Genomic DNA, 18023 nt, shown 5'->3' on the forward strand with positions numbered 1-18023 from the left:
AAAGCGCGCACCATAAACAGGCCGAATATATGCGAGCGCCCCGACATTTACCACGAGTTGCCGTTGCAAAACGGGAGGGGACCATATATGACGTTTACGTCAGGTCCAATATCTCACCTGACATGAATGTCAGGCTACCGCATCAGTTGGGATACCGGGGAAATAAGAGTGCGCCTGACGGTTGCAAGGGGTCTTATGGAGGTGTGCAGCGCCATGGATGGCGCTGCTCAAGCCCTACAGGGAGGTATTCACGGGCGGCCTCCAAAAGACCCCTTGTAACCTCAGCACTCGTTTTCCCGCTACAGCTGTTCCTGTGGCTGCCAGGCAATACCAATGCTGCCATTTATAACCTGACACTCACCACCTGAAGACTGTACCCGGCTGGATTCACCACGCTGGGCAATTAAACGGTAGTCCTTATTCAACAAGCTAAGCTGCTTACGCTCTCCACACAGAATGCGCATAGAATCAATTAAGCCACGGTCAGACAAGAAGTTTGTGGTTGGCTCTGTCTGTACTACGTCATCACCTTCAGCAAATTCTGCGGTTTGCAGGCCATAAGGGGAAATCACACCTGAAGCACCGGCAACCAGGTAATGGAAAGTACCGGCTACCGCTTTGTCGGTGCCCTGTGCATCTTCTACAAAGAAAGCACCGCGCTCGCCAATAATATCAAACGCCCCAGTTTCAAGATTCACTTCCATCGCGGTGTTTTCATCAATACCAATCGACAAAGGTGTTGAGCTTGCCGCAGCTAAGCGCATTAAGCGACCATGCCGGCCTCGCTCAGAAAAGTGCGTATCTAAGGTTGCATAATGGAACAGGCTCAAGCCACCTAACGGATGGTAAGTCAGGCTGTCCGGTCCGACATTCGGCGGACAAGTGGTGTCTAAATCACACCCAAACGGTGGTGGATCAGAAGCAATCGCCCCTTCTTTTATCGCCTGAGCGGTCGTACCGTTAGAGATCATCGGCTTAGAGGTCATGACCGCCGTACCTGCGCTGGTTCCACCAACAACCACTTCTTTTTGCTGAACAGCGGCAATAATCGTTTTCAGCACATCGCCAGGCTGATTATTCGCCTTAACAAAGGTCGAACGAGTTAAGTTCTGATCGCCACCATTAAAAAACAGTCCGTCGGCCTTCGCTATCATTTCTGCGGCGGCATCAGGGTCTTTGCAAAACGCGACCTGCTCTTTATAACGGTCTCTGTGCACACGGTCACGTTCGTAGGCACCCAGTTCTTCCTGCTGAATTTTTGCTAGTTCATCGCAACGGCCCTCACGCTGAGCTTTGACTAACGCCGAATCCAAAGGCAGCCAACGCGCTTCAGCTCCCAATTGCTCAAATACACTGCTGTAAAAATCAATAGCGTCATAAGGGTTACGTGATGCAGAGGTCAGAAAATAAATGGTCGGCTTCTGATCATTTCCGGCAACAGACTGAGCCATTTCAACAAACCGCTGAAAAATTGCTTTCGATTCACCTTTCAGGTTTTCATCCAAGTTAACGACTTCGCGGGCAGAGTCAGGAACAGGAAGCTCAATTAAATCGATAATCCGGTTCCATTCCGCGTCTGACAATGCGTTATAAAGCTGCTGTGTCGCACGACGGGTAAATTCACGCAGAAAAACACGTTCAGGAACAATGTCTTCTTTTAAACGCTCATGAATCAATTCCAGCGCATCAGCCACCTTCTTGCGAGTTTCTTCACGGTAAGTTGGCCAAGCCGACTCCGCCGTTGCTTTGGAGCGAAACTTTTTTGACAGATTGAGGTATCTGTCGGTGCGCATGGTGTCCTTATCTATCCAGTCAACGTTGTCGCAATTGTCCGACGCGAAACTGGAACAAGCCTCTAATCCGCCGCCGGCAAGTAATAGATGTCGATAGCTACCATCTTCCTCCGCATTTGAAGGCGCTGTAAAGAGAGACGCCAGCACCGCCAAAGAGAGCAAGGAAAACAACGACTTAACCATAAATAGAACCCCTTTTTACCGACGGCGTGCGCCGCTTAAGTATTTCAATTGACATAGTATAAGACTGCAACGCTAGAGTGTCTGCTACCCAACTGTCAAATTTAAGACAACAAATTAATGTATTTATTATAGATGCGTCTTGAATTCTCGTTGCACTAACTTATGTAATAGCCACTAGTGACACCGTTGTTAATGGCAGTAACCTTTTGAAAATAAATAGTTTTCAGGGCTCGTGATAGCCATTCTAACACTGCTATACTAACCCCTGATTCACGAAATAAGACCACACTTATAAGCTATGAATTCATCGCTACGTTTTTGCGTCCTGCTACTGTTTCTGGGGAGTCTCCTAACAACCAGTCTCGCGCTCGCTCAGGAGAAACTGGTCTTTCGTGCGCCTGACGAAGGCCCTTTTACGCAATACGTAACAGCAGTTCTTGAAGAAGCTTATGCCAAACTGGATATTAAGCTTGAATATATTGAGCTACCTCGCGCTCGTGGTGAGCAGCTAGCGACTGAAGGTACCATTGCTGGTGAGCTTGGAAGAACTGCCATGCTTGAGAACAAGCGTCGCGACCTTCGCCGTATCCCATTTCCATTATTCACTTTCGACATCATAGCTGTCGCTGACAGGCGCGACTGCGGTTACTGCCCATTGTCGAAAATAGAAAGTCTGGCATACGTCGATGGTATGGATTCCATTACTGACGTCGTTGAAAGTCTTCCTCACCAGCCGTCTATAGTAACGCCTATTGATCTCGAACAAGTACTAAAGTTGCTTGAATCGGGACGCATTCAGTTTGCTTTTATGGGGGACTTCCAGTTTCAAAGTTCGGAATTAAGCGATAACCCACACTTTATTACCCACAAACTGTCCACCGAAACTGGCTTCCATTATCTAAACGAAGAACACGCCCGACTTATTCCTCAGCTCACTTATCAGCTGCAAGAGATGCATGAGAATGGTCGTATGAAAGTGCTTCGTGAAAAGTATGGAATAAAGCCCGAGCCTGCGGTGGAGCCTATTAAACGTCCGGAGCAACTGACGGTTGTTGGCGCCATACACCCCGGCTTACTGAATGCCGACGGCACCGGTAAACTTTGGCAAATAGCAAAGTCAACGTTCCCGATGTTTACTTCTCAACTCAATACCGTTGTCAGTAGCTGGCAACGCAGTATTCAGCTGATCCAGGAAGGCCGTGCTGATGCCCTCATCGGTGTTCGTCCTGATCAAAGAATAGAGAATATTATTCTGTCAAAATACCATGTCGCTTATGACGACAGTGTTTTTCTCTTTACTCTGGAAGAGCCCAACGAAGGCCCTATTTGCATTGCAGGCCCTCGTTTTATGGAAAATTTAGTTGATACTGAGCGCCCTTTTTATCGCGCATCAAACTCTCTTGATTGTTTTGCGCTGCTCGATATGGAAAGGGTGAGTGCGGTTGTGGACTACAAGGATAACCTGCCAGACTGGACAGAGCAGCCTTACAAAAAACAAAAATTATCGGATCCTCTGCCACTGTTTGTGGCGTTTTCAGACACGCCACGAGGCCGCTCACTTAGAAGCTTATTCGACACCGTTCTGGCTCAGCAAAGCCCAATAGCCATTGATAAATAAGTTAACAGGCCCCTTTAAAACCATTTTGGCGCCACGCTTCATAGGCAAAGATAGCAACAGAATTTGACAGGTTAAGACTGCGGCTGCTGTCCGCCATAGGCAACCTCAACCAGTTCTCTTCTGGAAAGGTTCTCAGCACTTCCATAGGCAATCCACGGGTTTCAGGGCCAAAAAGCAGAACATCGCCCGCTTCATAATTTACCTCAGCATAGCTAGTCTTACCTTTTGTCGTGCAGGCAAATATACGATTAACCTTCGTGTTATCTAAAAAGCTTTGCCAGTCTTTGTGAATTTTCACAGAAGCCAGATCATGATAGTCCAAACCGGCACGCCGAACCTTTTTCTCTTCCAGCTCGAAACCCAGGGGCTCTATCAAATGCAGGGACATTCCGGTATTCGCCGCCAGACGAATCACATTGCCCGTATTAGGGGGGATTTCAGGCTCAAACAGTACAAGGTGCAACATGGTCGTTTTCATCGCTTCAGTAAAAGCGGTAGAATAGCAGAATATTTTTTAGAAATGTGTACCGGCGCTGTGGCAAATCAGAAAAATTACCAACAAAATTACGCTTTTTGGGTGCGTCTGGCCAGCACGGCATCCGTTGTTGTTGCAATAACCCTCATAAGCATTAAGCTTTTTGCCTGGTTTCAGACAGAATCGGCCAGTATGCTTGCCTCTCTGACAGACTCCATTCTGGACAGTGGCGCCTCAATTTTTAGTTTTTTTGCCATTCGCTATGCGTTACAACCCGCAGATGAAGAGCACCGCTTTGGTCATGGTAAAGCGGAATCACTGGCCGCTCTGGCGCAAAGCGCGTTTATTGCCGGTTCCAGCATGCTGCTTATTTTTCACAGTGTGCAGCAATTTATGCAGGGTGGTAGCGTTCCGAAAGTGGGTTACGGCATCGCTGTTTCTGGCATCGCCATTGTCATTACCTTTGTCCTGATTGTTATTCAGCGCATGGCCATTCAGCATACCAATTCTAAAGCCGTACAAGCCGACAACCTTCATTATCAATCGGACATACTGCTGAACTTAGCGGTTATTGTTGCCTTAATTCTCAGCAGTTACGGTTGGCTCTGGGCCGACAGTATTTTTGCCATTGGTATTGCCGTTTACTTAATTATTGGTGCTGTTCGCATTGGCTGGGATGCCTTTCAGGCACTAATGGACAGAGAGCTTTCAGAGGATCTGCAAGAGCAAATTGGTCGCATTACTATGGCGGTGGATGGTGTTAGAGGCTTTCACGGTTTGCGCACGCGCGAAGCCGGCCCGGTACGCTTTATTCAATTACACATTGAACTGGCTAACGAGTTGTCGTTATTGCGCGCCCACGCCATAGCTGACGATGTTGAGGCGCAGCTTATGAAAGCCTTCCCGGGAGCCGACATCATTGTGCATATGGATCCTGAAATTGTCGCCGTGGTGGAAGGTTCACTTAAGCGTTAACAAGCTCCCGAGTCTCTTCAATGATGGCATCCAACACTGGCTGGCGGAATCTGTCCGTTTCCATCATCAGCTCATGCGATGCGCCCTCAATGGTTTCAAACCGAAAATACTGCCGAGTGACTGCCGCGGCGACTTTTCTCTGCCCGGCAGCAGAAACAACCTGATCATTACCAGCCTGAAATAAAATGACCGGAATGTGAACATCACTCGCCAGTTGCTGCGCCTTCATGGCTGCACTAACCGCTTCGTAAAGCCAGTTAAAAGTTGGCCCGCCCAGCTGCACCTCAGCGACATTATCGTATACCCTGCGAAAGGTCTGGTAACGCTGTTTGCTGTGAGTAAGAACGTTTTCTTCAAAGGGTACCGCCTGGTAGTCACCCATACCAAAAAAATACCAGGGCTTAGCCAAGTACCGGTTAATACATGCGCCTGCGGCAACTACCCAGCGCGCCAGCCAATAAGGGACTTTACCGGTTTCGATAGAGAACATGGGAGCGGATAAAATCAGCTTATTGTATGGGTGGCTACAAGTCGCACAGTAAATTGTCGCAATGGTGCCACCCATTGAATGAGCAAATAAGGTTTTAGGGACATTACCAAATAGACTTGTTAATTGTTCGGTAAAATCTGAGAAATCGCGGACAAAATCGTCAAAGTTGTCGACATGTCCCTGATGATGATTGGCCGTCAACCGAGCCGATAAACCCTGGCCCCGATGGTCCAGCGCCGCCACGGAAAAGCCTTGCTGGGCCAACTCCCAAAACAGCTCCTGATATTTAAGAGCCGACTCTATCCGACCCGGAGCAATGACCACTAATGGTGCATCGGCGCTATGTTTATAGTAAGCGAAATGTAACTGGATACCGTCGAATGCCTTGAAGTATTCAGAGATAACCTGTTGTTCCCAAAAGGGTTCGACCTGATTTTTGAAAAACTCCGGCCACTCAGGGGTATCATCTGCAGGCCGCTGATGTTGTCTATCGGGTTGCTTCATGTATTTGGTTCAGGCTGACTTTTAGGTAAGTCTAACACGACTTCCAGTCCTCCTTCAGAGTGATTACTGGCTTTTAATTCGCCCCCTAACACAGCTGCAGCACGATGACTTAAGGCCAACCCAAGACCAACTCCGGCCTTATGGTGACGAGCCGGATCGCCGCGGTAAAAGGGTACAAACAGTTTTTCTAATGTACTTTCATCCACACCCGGGCCATGGTCACGAATACGAATGCGGCACCCTTCGCCATAATCATCATAAGAAAGTTCGACATTATCGTCAGTGTAATGCAACGCATTACGAACAATGTTTTCCAGCACCAGCCTGAGCAATTCAGAGTCAGTATCAATAATAGGCCAGTCGCCATCTTGCTGAATCAGGCGTCCACTAACCTCCGGGTTCTGATAGCACATATCACCAATAAGTTGTTGCACTAGCTCACCGCTGTCCAGATTCTCATGGTTAAGCTCTACCAGGCCGTTCTCTAACCGCGATAATGATAAAATACGTTCAATGATTACGCTGAGACGCTCAGTATCGCGACGTAACTGCTGCCAGTTTGGGTCATCCTCATTGCAGTCAGCTAAATCAAGGGCAACCTGCATACGTGCCATCGGTGAGCGTAGCTCATGCGATACATCACTCAGTAAACGCCGTTGGGCATCGCGCGATGTCGCTAAATCGACAGCACCCTGGGACAGCGCTCGCGCCAGTTCGCCAATTTCATCACCGCGTTTTGGTAGTCGCTTTAACTCAGGAGTTGCGCTACCGTCTGCTACCTCACGCATAGCCAAAATCATTCGTCGTATTGGGCGGATAAGCCAAATGCCCAGTAAAACCGCAAGTAAACCACTACCCACTAACAAGGTAAGTAAGCGCGCCCGGGTTGACTCTCTTTCTAACTGCTCCCGGTTAACTTGCTCATCAATACCCAGAGGTTTAGTGACCAATATTTTATTACCGTCCAGCTCAAACGGACCCATCAGTAAACGTTCGTCCAGAGGTATTTGTTGAGGTGAGGTTTGTCCCAGCATACGCAACAAGGTTGAGCCGTGACTGACTCTCAGCATTTCGTCCATCAACAGCTTTTCACTGCCTTCCACAGACAGCTGAGCAGCCACGCGGTAGTCGCCTGCGATTAAACGCCCAGGTTGCAAAGACTTAAAAGTTAAAGCATCGCTGAGTAGCGGTTGTAGAGTTTGATAAATATCCGGCTCCAGCGGCTTTAACTCTGCTTTCGGCTTATTCCAAACCGCTAACAGATAACCGCTGGCCGCTGTGACCGACAGCAACGCCCAGAAAATAAAAAGTAACCTTAGGGCTAGCGATCGATACCACCGCGTACGCCGGTTTCTCATAAGCTGGCGATCAGTCGATAGCCACGGCCGCGAATGGTTTGAATACGATCAGGTTTCGTTGGAAACTTTTTACGAATGTTACTGATATGAACATCCAGGCTGCGATCAAAAGGCTCCATTTTACGCCCCAGCGCTGCAACCGATAATTGATCTTTACTGACCATTTGACCCGCTTGCTGCATTAAGCAGCGCAGAATATCGAATTCAGTGGGGGTCAGTATCAGTTCAGCATCGTCGCATTTCACTTCCGTTGTGGCCGGATCTAATACAATACCGCACACGTTCAGGCTTTCGTTTTGCATGGTGGTGTTAGGTGTACGACGCAGTAAAGCTCTCACCCTGGCAACCAGCTCACGCGGGTTAAACGGTTTTGGAAGGTAGTCATCTGCACCCAGCTCCAGACCCATAACGCGGTCGTCGTCATCACCACGGGCCGTCAGCATAAGCACAGCAGTATCGCGGTGTTGTTGGCGCAAACGCTGCAACAACTGCATACCATCAATGCCGGGTAACATGACATCCAGCAAAATAAGCTCGTAGTCGCCGTTAAGTGCTTTGTCGAGGCCGGTCACGCCATCTTCGGCAACGCTTAAATCTACGGATTCACGTTTAAACAATTCTGTCAGCATGACAGACATTTCAGTATCGTCATCAATGAGTAGTACGGAATGTCTCATAACTTACTGTTCTCTCCAGAAATAAATCCATGATCCAAAATGCCGGGCATCGATACGACCCCCTTTACATAACTTTTACTTTAGCAGAGTTTTCAGCTTTCGGGTTAAGGTGTTTCGTCCCCAGCCCAGCCATGTCGCCGCTTTTTGCTTGTGGCCGGAAAAACGTTGTAAAGCAGTTTGCAAAGCAATTTTTTCCAACTGATGCTGATAACTTTGCAAAACATCCTGCGCCTCTAACGGGTGTTTTTCCAGTTCTCTTTTGAGCCAATGCAGCCAGGTAAGTTCCCCGGTAAAATTTTCAGGTTCTGAATCAGCCGGCACCAGAATGTCTTCTGGCAAGTCATTAACACCAATGCGCTGCCCGGGTGCCATAACAGTTAACCAGCGACAGGTATTTTCCAGCTGTCTTACATTACCGGGCCAAGAATAACCCATTAACTTGCTAAGTGTCTCATTTAACAACGTTTTTGGTGTAACATTCAACTCTTCAGCCGACTTTTTCAGAAAATGCTTTGCCAAAGTCGCTATATCTTCTGTTCGCTCGCGCAAAGGGGGTAAACGCAACCGGATAACATTAAGCCGGTGATATAAGTCATCACGGAATTGTCCTTTATCGACTAACTGCTCCAGCTCCCGGTGTGTCGCTGCAATAACGCGAACATCAACTTTAACTGGCTGATGCGCCCCGACTGGATAAAACTGCCCTTCGGCCAGAACTCGTAACAAACGTGTCTGAACCGGTAATGGCATGTCGCCAATTTCATCCAGAAACAAGGTTCCGCCATCGGCTTGCTGAAAACGGCCCACACGCTTTCTGTCAGCTCCGGTAAAAGCACCGCGTTCATGCCCGAACAACTCCGACTCAATTAAGTCAGCCGGTATGGCCGCCATGTTAAGTGCAATAAAAGGCTTTTCCGCGCGCGGACTGTGTTTATGCAAAGCTCGTGCAACCACCTCTTTACCGGTTCCGGTTTCACCGGTCAGCAAGACGCTGACACTGGAACTCGACAGCCGGCCAATGGCGCGGAAAACATCCTGCATGGGAGGTGCCTCACCGATAAGCTCCGGAACGCTATTATCAATAGGCTCATTCGACGCGGTTTCGCTTTGCCTTGCATGTTGCAGCGCCCGGTCCACTGCTGTTATCGCTTCATCAATATCGAAAGGCTTCGCTAAATACTCAAAAGCCCCACCTTGAAATGCCTTTACCGTGGTTTCAAGGTCTGAATGTGCGGTCATCACCACCACTGGCAATTGCGGCTGCTCACGGCCTAATTTTTCAAGCACGGCCAGACCGTTTTCGCCGGGCATTCGAATATCCGTCAGCACCACAGTCGGAGCATCGGCTTTTAATGCGGAAAAAAAGTCTTCTCCGTTAGCAAAACTGCGAACATGATAGCGACTGTCGGCAAAAGCTTTTTCCAAAACCCACCGAATTGAGTCATCGTCATCAATGATCCATAACTGAGCATTAGTGGTCATCTATTACCTCATTACCATTGTCTGCAGTAAGGTACGGCAAATAAACTGAGAACCGGGTTTTGCCCGGGCTTGAGTCAAATTCAATTTTGCCCTTATGCTGGTGCACAAGGTTTTGCGCCAATGAAAGACCCAGGCCGGTTCCCTCTGCACGTCCGCTAATTAAAGGGTAAAATAATGTATCGCGTAACTCCGCCGGTATGCCGGGTCCGTTATCGGTAACGGTCACCACCGCGCACTGCCGATAACGCAGACCAAACAACGTCAATTGGTGCTCGACCCGAGTCTTAATGACAATAGTGCCAGCACCAGACATAGCTTGCGCCGCATTCTGGGCAATATTCAGGAACACTTGCTCACAAGCTTCAGGCACCACTCGAATGTCCGGTAAAGAAGGGTCATAGTCCCTGGTCAGCTTCAGTGATTCGCCGTATTCATAAGTTAGTGTCCGGACCACACGCTCCAGTACTTCATGAATATTGGTCAGCTTTGATTCACCACGCTTGGTTGGCCCTAACAGCCTGTCCACCAGATACCGTAAACGGTCAGACTGACTGATAATCAAGTCGGTATACTCGGTCAGTTTCTCATCGGGAAGCTGTCTTGCCAGCAGCTGCGCAGCGCCGCGCAAACCACCTAACGGATTCTTTATTTCGTGAGCCATACCGCGTAGTAAATGCTGTGTCGCAAATAACTGATTACGCTGCTGATCTTCCTGGTTGATGCGTCGCAATTGATCAACTTGTTTGAGTTCCAGCAACAATGCCCGGCCAAATTCTTGATCAACTGTCTGAATACTGGTTTCCACACGAATATCGTGACCAGAATGCAGTGCAAAATGAACTTCCGCATTCAGCACAGTCTGCTCACTATTCAGGCATTCTATTAATGTTTCCGACGCCAGAGAACAATGATAAAACGCGGCGCTAAACAGTTCACCTAATAGTCGCTTGGCGCTGTGATCCAGCAACGATTCCGCGGATGAATTGACATAACGAATGGTCAGGCGGTCATCAAGGATGAGTATGCCTGTGAGTAATTGGTTAAGTAGCGCGTTGTTATTCACGAAGGCAGGAGAGGGTTATGCACCGTATTGGTGCAATCGGGCAAGGCTAAAAGCCTCACCCGATAATTCGCCATTAAACGCTGTAGTACATATCGAATTCTACCGGGTGGGTAGTCTTCTTCAATGTCTCTACTTCGTTATATTTCAGATCGATGTAAGCATCAATCATGTCGTCATCCATAACGCCGCCCTGTTTCAGGAAGTCACGGTCTTTATCCAGAGCTTCCAGAGCCATTTCCAGGGAGTGACAAACCGTCGGGATGTCTTTCGCTTCTTCAGGAGGCAGATTGTATAAATCTTTGTCCATTGCATCGCCCGGGTGGATCTTATTACGGATACCGTCAAGACCCGCCATTAGCAATGCAGTAAAGGCCAGGTAAGGGTTGGCACTTGGGTCAGGGAAGCGCACTTCAATACGACGACCTTTGGCGCTGGAAACCAATGGAATACGAATAGAAGCCGAGCGGTTACGCGCTGAGTAAGCCAGCATTACCGGAGCTTCAAAACCAGGAACCAGACGCTTGTACGAGTTAGTTGAAGCATTCGCAAAGGCGTTAATAGCACGAGCGTGCTTGATAATACCACCAATGTAATACAATGCCGTTTCGCTAAGCCCTGCATATTGGTCGCCGGCAAATAAGTTCTCGCCACCTTTATTCAGAGACATATGCACGTGCATACCAGAACCGTTATCACCAACCAGTGGCTTCGGCATAAAGGTTGCTGTCATGCCATAAGAGTGCGCTACGTTATGCACAACGTATTTGTAAACCTGCATCTCATCAGCTTTAGATGTCAGAGTATTAAAGCGAGTTGCTACTTCGTTTTGACCAGCAGTGGCTACTTCATGATGATGCGCTTCAACAACAAGGCCCATGTCTTCCATAACCAGGCTCATAGTGCCGCGGATGTCATGTGCAGAGTCAACCGGAGGTACCGGGAAATAACCGCCTTTTACGCCAGGACGGTGAGCCAGGTTACCTTCTGAATATTCACGACCAGAGTTCCATTTCGCTTCTTCTGCATCAATTTTGTAGAACGAACCACTCATATCGGTGTGGAAACGAACGTCATTGAACAGGAAAAATTCTGGTTCAGGGCCAAAGTAAGCTTCGTCGGCAATACCTGACGAGCGCAGGAATTCTTCTGCACGCTTAGCAATTGAACGAGGGTCACGGCTGTAACCTTGCATGGTTTCAGGCTCAAGAATGTCACAGCGGACATTCAGGGTGATTTCATCAGTAAACGGGTCCAGAACGGCAGACTCATTATCGGGCATTAGCACCATGTCCGATTCGTTAATCCCTTTCCAGCCGGAAATAGATGAACCATCAAACATTTTGCCTTCTTCAAAGAAGTCTTCATCGATTTGCGACACCGGAATAGTGACGTGCTGCTCTTTACCTTTGGTGTCGGTAAAGCGTAAGTCGACGAATTTTACGTCGTGTTCTTTAATGGTATCGAAAATCTTATTAGCTGACATGTTGTCCTCCGTAGACAGCGTCTAAAAATACAGCCTAAGTATAGCAAAGCCTGTGCCAACTGAACTTTCTCTTTATATTCATACTCTTAAGTTAAATTCAGTCTTCTTTTAAAAGTTTATATGCACCAGTATAGCGCATATCGCACATTTTTGGTGCAAAACAAAAAGAAAGGAAAAGAAAATATAATGGACAAAAAACAATCAGCCCTTTCTTAATCCAACTCAAAAAGGTAGAATACGCCGCTATTTTTCACAAAACCCCTTGGACGGGTTTCGCTCCCGGACAACTACAGGCAGTTCTTAATGACAATTCAGGTATTTGATATAGAAAAACTTCGCAACATCGCGATCATCGCGCACGTTGACCATGGTAAAACCACCCTAGTTGACAAGCTGTTGCAACAATCCGGCACCTTAGAAAGCCGTGGTGAGATAGAAGACCGTATTATGGATTCCAACGATCTTGAGAAAGAGCGTGGCATTACCATTCTGGCCAAAAATACCGCGGTTAACTGGCAAGATTACCGTATTAACATTCTGGATACTCCAGGACACGCCGACTTTGGCGGCGAGGTTGAACGCGTACTTTCTATGGCGGATTCTGTATTGTTAGTGGTTGACGCCGTTGACGGCCCTATGCCTCAAACTCGATTTGTCACGCAGAAAGCCTTCTCTCACGGTCTTAACCCAATTTTGGTTATCAACAAAGTTGACCGTCCTGGTGCGCGCCCAGACTGGGTTATGGATCAGGTCTTCGACTTGTTTGACAACCTCGGCGCTACCGACGAGCAGCTGGACTTCCCGGTTGTTTATGCATCAGCACTTAATGGCTGGGCATCACTAGACGCAGACGACCAGGATGGCGACATGACGCCATTGTTCGAAACTATCGTTAATAAGGTAAGTCACCCGGACGCAGACCCCGAAAGTGACCTGCAGATGCAGGTGTCACAGCTGGACTACTCAAGCTACTTAGGCGTTATCGGTATCGGCCGTGTTACCCGTGGTAGCGTTAAAGTTAACCAACCAGTTACTATTGTTGGTGCTGACGGCAAAGAACGCAGCGGCAAAATTGGTAAAGTCTTTAGTTACTTAGGTCTGGACCGAATTGAAGCCGACAAAGCAGCAGCAGGCGACATTTGCGCTATTACCGGTCTGGGCGAATTAAAAATCTCCGACACCGTTTGTGCGGTTGGTAAAGCCGAAGCAATGAAGCCGCTAACCGTCGATGAACCTACTGTAACCATGACCTTCCAGGTCAACACCTCACCTTTCGCGGGTAAAGAAGGTAAGTTTGTTACCTCTCGTCAAATTCTTGAGCGTTTGCAGCAAGAGTTGGTTCACAACGTCGCACTGCGCGTTGAAGAAACTGATAACCCGGACCGTTTCCGTGTATCAGGCCGTGGTGAGCTGCACTTAGGTGTTCTTATCGAAAACATGCGCCGTGAAGGCTTCGAGTTAGCCGTTTCTCGTCCGGAAGTTATTATCAAGCACGAAGATGGTAAGAAACTGGAACCTTACGAAACCATGACGGTTGATATTGAAGAACAGCATCAGGGTGCCGTTATGGAAAAATTAGGCTTACGTAAAGCCGAAATGACCAACATGACACCAGACGGTAAAGGTCGCGTTCGCGTCGACTTTGAAGTACCGAGCCGTGGTTTGATTGGCTTCCAGACAGAGTTTATGACATTAACCTCTGGTACTGGCCTGATGTACCATACGTTTGACCACTACGGCCCGCACAAAGGCGGCACCATTGGTCAGCGTAGTAACGGTGTACTGATTTCAAATGCCCAGGGTAAAGCTCTGACTTACTCACTGTTTAATCTGCAGGAACGCGGTAAGTTATTTGCGTCGCACGGTGATGAAGTTTATGAAGGCCAGATCATTGGTATTCATAACCGTTCAAACGACCTGACAGTAAACTGTCTGAAGGGTAAGCAGCTAACCAACGTTCGTGCCTCTGGTACGGATGAAGCGCAAACGCTGAGTACGCCTATTCGTTTAACACTGGAACAGGCGCTTGAGTTCATTAACGATGACGAACTGGTTGAGGTAACACCACAATCTATTCGTATCCGTAAGCGTGCTCTGACAGAAAACGATCGTAAACGTTTAGGTCGTGAACCGAAGAACGGCTAATTCATTTTAGTTAGATAGTAAAAAGCCCACTTCATCATAGTGGGCTTTTTTATTGTCTATTATCCGGCTCATGCTCATCCGTTCACTGACAATAAGTCCGGTTGAGGCAACACAAAGTAGAAAATAGAAAAGAAGTGAAAAACACTGCCGGCTAATACAAATAAATGCCAAACAGCATGATGGTACGGCAAGGTTTTCCAGACATAAAAAATAACACCAAAGGTGTATGCCAGACCACCGGCAACCAGTAGCATCAGACCTCCGGAATCCACATTATCAATCATGGGTTTAATCGCTATAAGTGCCATCCAACCCATGCCAAGATACAAACTCAACGACAGCCACTTTATTCGCTTTTTCATACCAAGTTCAAGAACGACACCCAAGAGCGCAATACCCCAGGCTACGCCTAACAGCGTCCAGCCCCAGGCTCCCCTCAGGTTAATTAATGCAAACGGCGTATAAGTACCGGCTATCAGTACATAAATAGCGGCATGATCTAACTGCTGAAACACCGCTTTAATTTTTGGCCAGGGAAATGCGTGATATAGCGTCGAGGCAGTATAAAGCAGAATAAGGCTCGCACCGTATATACTCACCGCCACAACATGAAAAGCATCGCCATGAGTTGAAGTCCACACCAACATGACAATCAAAGCAACGACACTTAGAACGGCCCCCACGCCATGAGTTAGCGCGTGAGCAACTTCTTCCATTGCCGTATAGGCTTTATGTTGAGTCATCCTCTCTCAAGCCCCGGTGTTTCATACCCTTTACTGATATTTTTAAGTGCCCGTATAAACTGGTCATATTGTCTTTCGTTGTCGTAGTCTAAGTGATACGAGTTATGGAATTGTAATGTCAGCTTAACGCCATGTCCTTCCAAAAAAACGGTATACCCATCATGGTCGGTATAAGCTTCAATTCCTTCTAAATAGTGACGCCCCTGACGAGCTTCACCATGAGTGTGGATTTTTTCGTACGCATCCAACATCAGTTTGTTATCGAGTTCGTTTTTCATCACACACCTCAGCGTTTTACTTAATGTATACCTTTATTATTAGGGCGGAAATCCCATTCCACAACCGCTTTTACCCAATTGTTTCGAAAACCTTGTATTAGAATATACATACATTGATGCATGATTAAACAAAAACCGTTATAATAATGAACGAATGTTAAGAAACTGGAGCCCCAAATGGTTCGACGCACAAAAGAAGACGCAATGGAGACCCGCGCCAAATTATTAGATGCTGCTGAAGCTCTATTTAGTGAAAACGGTGTAACCCATACGTCTATGATGCAAGTGGCTGAAAAAGCAGGTGTCACTCGCGGTGCTATCTATCACCACTTTGAGAACAAGATGGATCTCATTGAGTCGCTGATGGGACGCGTCAAACTCCCCATTGATGAAATGCGTGAGCAAATCGCTGAAGGCTCCGAGTTTGATCCTCTGGAGGAAATTAAAGGGCGCTCGAAGGAATTTATCAGCCGCGTTCAGGAGGACCCGCAAGTACGCTCACTGGCCAGTATTTTACTTCATAAATGCGAATACATTGACGAAGTAAACCCAATTAAACTACGACATGTAAGTGGTCGTAATGAGTGTATCTGCGATATCGAAAAGCTTTTTGAATCAGCTATTGAAAGAGGCGAATTAGCAACAACAGTGGATGCCCGAATTGCTGTAATTGGTCTTTTTTCTTTGGCAGACGGGCTCATTTACAACTGGTTGCTCGCGCCTGACTATTTTCCTTTAGTCGAGTACGGGAACCAGGCCATCGACAGTTACATCAATGGCTTAACTCGTTAAGGCTCATTACTGTCTCCACGACGGCGGCGCCAGCCGCTGTATTTTCGGTGTACGCCACGGGTTAGTGACTGAAAAGTGTCTTCAAGTAGGTCAACGCCAAGCAACACGCCAACAATAACCAACGACAACACAATACCCACACCGTACATTCCCAAGCCTACGGCAATACCAATGGCCGCCAAAGCCCAGATAGTCGCAGCGGATGTTACGCCAACCACCACGCCATCACGCGCCAGCATGACACCGGCGCCAAGAAAGCCAATACCAGTAATAATCTGACCTATCACTCGCGATGGATCGCCACCTTGGTTAACGACGGAAGAACCACCCACCAAAAACAAGTAAGTTCCCAGAATAATCAGGGCAGAAGTTCTTATACCCACTGGTTTACCACGAATTTGCCGTTCTAGCCCGACAATGGCACCGCACAACAGCGAGGTGCCAATGCCACTCCAGGAATATGGGCCCAACTCCTGAACAATTTGCCAGTCAATCACTAATCAGCCCTTTCCTTGTTCTAAAAAGCTCTTTAAAAAACTTTCATCCATTGCAGCAATAGCCTCATCACTGGCATTAGGACAGCTTGCGCACATAGGGGCCGTCCAGGCTTTCACATTCGCGAGAATGTCACGCAAGTGACTGACGGCGCGCAAGCCACCCAAACCACCAGGGGAAGCCGCAGCTAATAAAACCGTTTTACCTGACCATGCGCCCATATCAAGCCGTGACACCCAGTCGATGGCATTTTTCACTAACGGCGATACCGACGAGTTATATTCCGGGCTTACCAAAACTACTTTCGATGCAGCTTGGATTTTCTCACCCAGTCTTTTCATTGGCTCAGGTACGCCGTCGGCGGCTTCTAAGTCACCGTGGTAAATTGGAGCATCCAGCGCATCAGCATCAACCAGCTCATAGCGAATACCGTGTTTATCCGCCACTTCTGCTAAACGGTGCTTGAGCTTGGTATTAAGCGAGTCTTTACGGCGACTGCCACCAATAAATAAAACTGTCATATCATCTCCTGATCGTTAAGATTGGGAATCTTTCATAGCTTCGATAAAGCGGTTCGATTCAGCTACTGCCGCTTCCATGTCTTTTATGAGTACGGAAATATCATTTTGCAGATTACTGAACTCACCGCGAATGGCATCAATCGCCTTGGCGTTCAGGTTATGCTTCAGATAAAGCACATTGTCCTGCATTCTATCCAGAACCGGCTGCATCTTATCCGCCGCGCGCTCCATAACTCTCAGTAACTCAGCGTAACGCCGTTCAGTTTCGCGCAACTGACGCTCGCTTTCGCGACGCATATTGTCATTGCTGTACTCGCCTAACTCCTCACTCCATTCGTCGAACAAGTCATTCGCAACTTCATCAACTTCATCGATACGACTGCGAACTTTCTCAGCAGCGTCTTTACTGTCTTCATAGTCGTCCCGTAGCGCATTGTATTGCTGTTCCAACTCGCCACCATCAATGTTCAGCATGGTATCCAGACGCTCAAGCGCTGAACGGAACTCCTCCTGCGCATCAGACTGCGAGTCACGAGCGTCATCCACTCTGTCGACTAAAATGTCGCGCTTTTCTACACCAAACTTTTCCATGGTGCCGTAGTAAGCACTTTGGCAGGCTGACAGTATGAATACCGCAACAATTGGTAAAGTCCATTTCATCATTTGTCACCTCGTGCCGCTTTAATTAAGCGTTCGTCGCGTTTCGTCTGACGGTAATCATGCACGGCGATAATAGCGTGAATAATAGCGACCAGATAAATAACACCTAACGCACCGAAAGATACAATAAAAAGAACCACACCAATAATGGCGATGATCGCATTAAATATTGCCTGAAATATTTTCCCGGTGAAGAGAATTGCAATCGGCGGGAATAAAATCGCTAAAATATATAACATCGTGTTCTCCTTGCACTGCATTGTGCCCCATACCAATTAAGAGACATTC

General features: G+C 47.7%; 18 protein-coding genes. 4 read left to right on the forward strand and 14 right to left on the reverse strand.

What is annotated here, in order from left to right; all coding sequences use genetic code 11:
* Nucleotides 1–299 precede the first annotated feature (299 nt).
* Nucleotides 300–1976 (reverse strand): cyanophycinase, encoded by a 1677-nt coding sequence (locus tag BM359_RS11305; protein WP_054490264.1) that lies wholly within the window; start codon nucleotides 1974–1976, stop codon nucleotides 300–302.
* 298 nt (nucleotides 1977–2274) lie between these two features.
* On the opposite strand from BM359_RS11305, the gene BM359_RS11310 reads away from it, so the two are divergent.
* On the forward strand, nucleotides 2275–3594 hold the full coding sequence (locus BM359_RS11310; protein ID WP_054490265.1) for a hypothetical protein: 1320 nt from the start codon (nucleotides 2275–2277) through the stop codon (nucleotides 3592–3594).
* A gap of 1 nt (nucleotide 3595) precedes the next feature.
* Here BM359_RS11310 and trmL read toward each other — a convergent pair whose 3' ends face one another.
* Nucleotides 3596–4060: a tRNA (uridine(34)/cytosine(34)/5-carboxymethylaminomethyluridine(34)-2'-O)-methyltransferase TrmL gene (gene trmL, locus BM359_RS11315; protein ID WP_054490267.1), complete on the reverse strand. Its 465-nt coding sequence runs from the start codon at nucleotides 4058–4060 to the stop codon at nucleotides 3596–3598.
* A 54-nt stretch (nucleotides 4061–4114) separates the two neighbouring features.
* On the opposite strand from trmL, the gene fieF reads away from it, so the two are divergent.
* Nucleotides 4115–5044, forward strand: coding sequence for a cation efflux pump FieF (gene fieF / locus BM359_RS11320; RefSeq protein WP_054490268.1), 930 nt, complete (start codon nucleotides 4115–4117; stop codon nucleotides 5042–5044).
* Here fieF and BM359_RS11325 read toward each other — a convergent pair.
* The 6 genes from BM359_RS11325 to glnA form a co-directional block, all read right to left on the reverse strand.
* Nucleotides 5034–6038 (reverse strand): alpha/beta fold hydrolase, encoded by a 1005-nt coding sequence (locus BM359_RS11325; RefSeq protein ID WP_054490270.1) that lies wholly within the window; start codon nucleotides 6036–6038, stop codon nucleotides 5034–5036. The genes fieF and BM359_RS11325 overlap by 11 nt on opposite strands.
* Entirely contained in the window at nucleotides 6035–7396 is a 1362-nt protein-coding gene (locus tag BM359_RS11330; RefSeq protein ID WP_054490272.1) for a sensor histidine kinase, read from the reverse strand. Before BM359_RS11330 ends, BM359_RS11325 begins: the two co-directional genes overlap by 4 nt.
* The gene (locus BM359_RS11335; protein ID WP_054490274.1) at nucleotides 7393–8073 is read right to left on the reverse strand and encodes a response regulator transcription factor; all 681 of its coding nucleotides are present in this window, start codon (nucleotides 8071–8073) and stop codon (nucleotides 7393–7395) included. Before BM359_RS11335 ends, BM359_RS11330 begins: the two co-directional genes overlap by 4 nt.
* Nucleotides 8074–8148: 75 nt before the next feature.
* Nucleotides 8149–9555, reverse strand: a complete 1407-nt coding sequence (ntrC, locus tag BM359_RS11340; RefSeq protein ID WP_054490276.1) for a nitrogen regulation protein NR(I) — start codon at nucleotides 9553–9555, stop codon at nucleotides 8149–8151.
* On the reverse strand, nucleotides 9545–10618 hold the full coding sequence (glnL, locus tag BM359_RS11345; protein ID WP_054490278.1) for a nitrogen regulation protein NR(II): 1074 nt from the start codon (nucleotides 10616–10618) through the stop codon (nucleotides 9545–9547). The genes ntrC and glnL overlap by 11 nt, the downstream gene beginning before the upstream one ends.
* Before the next feature lie 73 nt (nucleotides 10619–10691).
* Complete coding sequence (glnA, locus tag BM359_RS11350) at nucleotides 10692–12101, reverse strand: glutamate--ammonia ligase (protein WP_054490281.1); 1410 nt, start codon at nucleotides 12099–12101, stop codon at nucleotides 10692–10694.
* Between the two features lie 303 nt (nucleotides 12102–12404).
* On the opposite strand from glnA, the gene typA reads away from it, so the two are divergent.
* On the forward strand, nucleotides 12405–14246 hold the full coding sequence (typA, locus tag BM359_RS11355) for a translational GTPase TypA (protein ID WP_054490284.1): 1842 nt from the start codon (nucleotides 12405–12407) through the stop codon (nucleotides 14244–14246).
* Between the two features lie 74 nt (nucleotides 14247–14320).
* Here typA and trhA read toward each other — a convergent pair whose 3' ends face one another.
* Together trhA and BM359_RS11365 are read right to left on the reverse strand one after the other, a co-directional pair.
* Nucleotides 14321–14989, reverse strand: coding sequence for a PAQR family membrane homeostasis protein TrhA (gene trhA, locus BM359_RS11360; RefSeq protein WP_054490286.1), 669 nt, complete (start codon nucleotides 14987–14989; stop codon nucleotides 14321–14323).
* Nucleotides 14986–15267, reverse strand: coding sequence for a DUF3081 domain-containing protein (locus tag BM359_RS11365; RefSeq protein ID WP_054490288.1), 282 nt, complete (start codon nucleotides 15265–15267; stop codon nucleotides 14986–14988). The genes trhA and BM359_RS11365 overlap by 4 nt, the downstream gene beginning before the upstream one ends.
* 177 nt (nucleotides 15268–15444) lie before the next feature.
* Between BM359_RS11365 and BM359_RS11370 the strand changes: the two genes are divergently transcribed.
* The gene (locus BM359_RS11370) at nucleotides 15445–16059 is read left to right on the forward strand and encodes a TetR family transcriptional regulator (RefSeq protein ID WP_054490291.1); all 615 of its coding nucleotides are present in this window, start codon (nucleotides 15445–15447) and stop codon (nucleotides 16057–16059) included.
* Here the strand turns inward: BM359_RS11370 and BM359_RS11375 are convergent.
* The 4 genes from BM359_RS11375 to BM359_RS11390 are packed head-to-tail and all read right to left on the reverse strand — an operon-like array spanning nucleotide 16056 to nucleotide 17974.
* Nucleotides 16056–16556 carry an MgtC/SapB family protein gene (locus BM359_RS11375; protein WP_054490293.1) on the reverse strand — a complete coding sequence of 167 codons (501 nt, stop codon included), beginning with the start codon at nucleotides 16554–16556 and terminating at the stop codon, nucleotides 16056–16058. The two genes, BM359_RS11370 and BM359_RS11375, sit on opposite strands and share 4 nt — an antisense overlap.
* A 3-nt stretch (nucleotides 16557–16559) precedes the next feature.
* A complete protein-coding gene (locus BM359_RS11380) occupies nucleotides 16560–17075 on the reverse strand; it encodes an NADPH-dependent FMN reductase (RefSeq protein ID WP_054490296.1) in 516 nt (171 codons plus the stop codon).
* Between the two features lie 15 nt (nucleotides 17076–17090).
* Entirely contained in the window at nucleotides 17091–17738 is a 648-nt protein-coding gene (locus tag BM359_RS11385) for a DUF2959 domain-containing protein (protein ID WP_054490298.1), read from the reverse strand.
* Nucleotides 17735–17974: a hypothetical protein gene (locus BM359_RS11390; protein WP_054490299.1), complete on the reverse strand. Its 240-nt coding sequence runs from the start codon at nucleotides 17972–17974 to the stop codon at nucleotides 17735–17737. The genes BM359_RS11385 and BM359_RS11390 overlap by 4 nt, the downstream gene beginning before the upstream one ends.
* Nucleotides 17975–18023: the final 49 nt, after the last annotated feature.

This window comes from Idiomarina abyssalis (assembly GCF_900116625.1).
Classification (GTDB): Bacteria; Pseudomonadota; Gammaproteobacteria; order Enterobacterales; family Alteromonadaceae; genus Idiomarina; species Idiomarina abyssalis.

Coding starts and splice junctions, on each gene's coding strand:
- BM359_RS11305 (WP_054490264.1), bottom strand. CDS start 1,976: ATGGTTAAGTCGTTGTTTTCCTTGCTCTCTTTGGCGGTGCTGGCGTCT.
- BM359_RS11310 (WP_054490265.1), top strand. CDS start 2,275: ATGAATTCATCGCTACGTTTTTGCGTCCTGCTACTGTTTCTGGGGAGT.
- trmL (WP_054490267.1), bottom strand. CDS start 4,060: ATGTTGCACCTTGTACTGTTTGAGCCTGAAATCCCCCCTAATACGGGC.
- fieF (WP_054490268.1), top strand. CDS start 4,115: ATGTGTACCGGCGCTGTGGCAAATCAGAAAAATTACCAACAAAATTAC.
- BM359_RS11325 (WP_054490270.1), bottom strand. CDS start 6,038: ATGAAGCAACCCGATAGACAACATCAGCGGCCTGCAGATGATACCCCT.
- BM359_RS11330 (WP_054490272.1), bottom strand. CDS start 7,396: ATGAGAAACCGGCGTACGCGGTGGTATCGATCGCTAGCCCTAAGGTTA.
- BM359_RS11335 (WP_054490274.1), bottom strand. CDS start 8,073: ATGAGACATTCCGTACTACTCATTGATGACGATACTGAAATGTCTGTC.
- ntrC (WP_054490276.1), bottom strand. CDS start 9,555: ATGACCACTAATGCTCAGTTATGGATCATTGATGACGATGACTCAATT.
- glnA (WP_054490281.1), bottom strand. CDS start 12,101: ATGTCAGCTAATAAGATTTTCGATACCATTAAAGAACACGACGTAAAA.
- typA (WP_054490284.1), top strand. CDS start 12,405: ATGACAATTCAGGTATTTGATATAGAAAAACTTCGCAACATCGCGATC.
- trhA (WP_054490286.1), bottom strand. CDS start 14,989: ATGACTCAACATAAAGCCTATACGGCAATGGAAGAAGTTGCTCACGCG.
- BM359_RS11365 (WP_054490288.1), bottom strand. CDS start 15,267: ATGAAAAACGAACTCGATAACAAACTGATGTTGGATGCGTACGAAAAA.
- BM359_RS11370 (WP_054490291.1), top strand. CDS start 15,445: ATGGTTCGACGCACAAAAGAAGACGCAATGGAGACCCGCGCCAAATTA.
- BM359_RS11380 (WP_054490296.1), bottom strand. CDS start 17,075: ATGACAGTTTTATTTATTGGTGGCAGTCGCCGTAAAGACTCGCTTAAT.
- BM359_RS11385 (WP_054490298.1), bottom strand. CDS start 17,738: ATGATGAAATGGACTTTACCAATTGTTGCGGTATTCATACTGTCAGCC.
- BM359_RS11390 (WP_054490299.1), bottom strand. CDS start 17,974: ATGTTATATATTTTAGCGATTTTATTCCCGCCGATTGCAATTCTCTTC.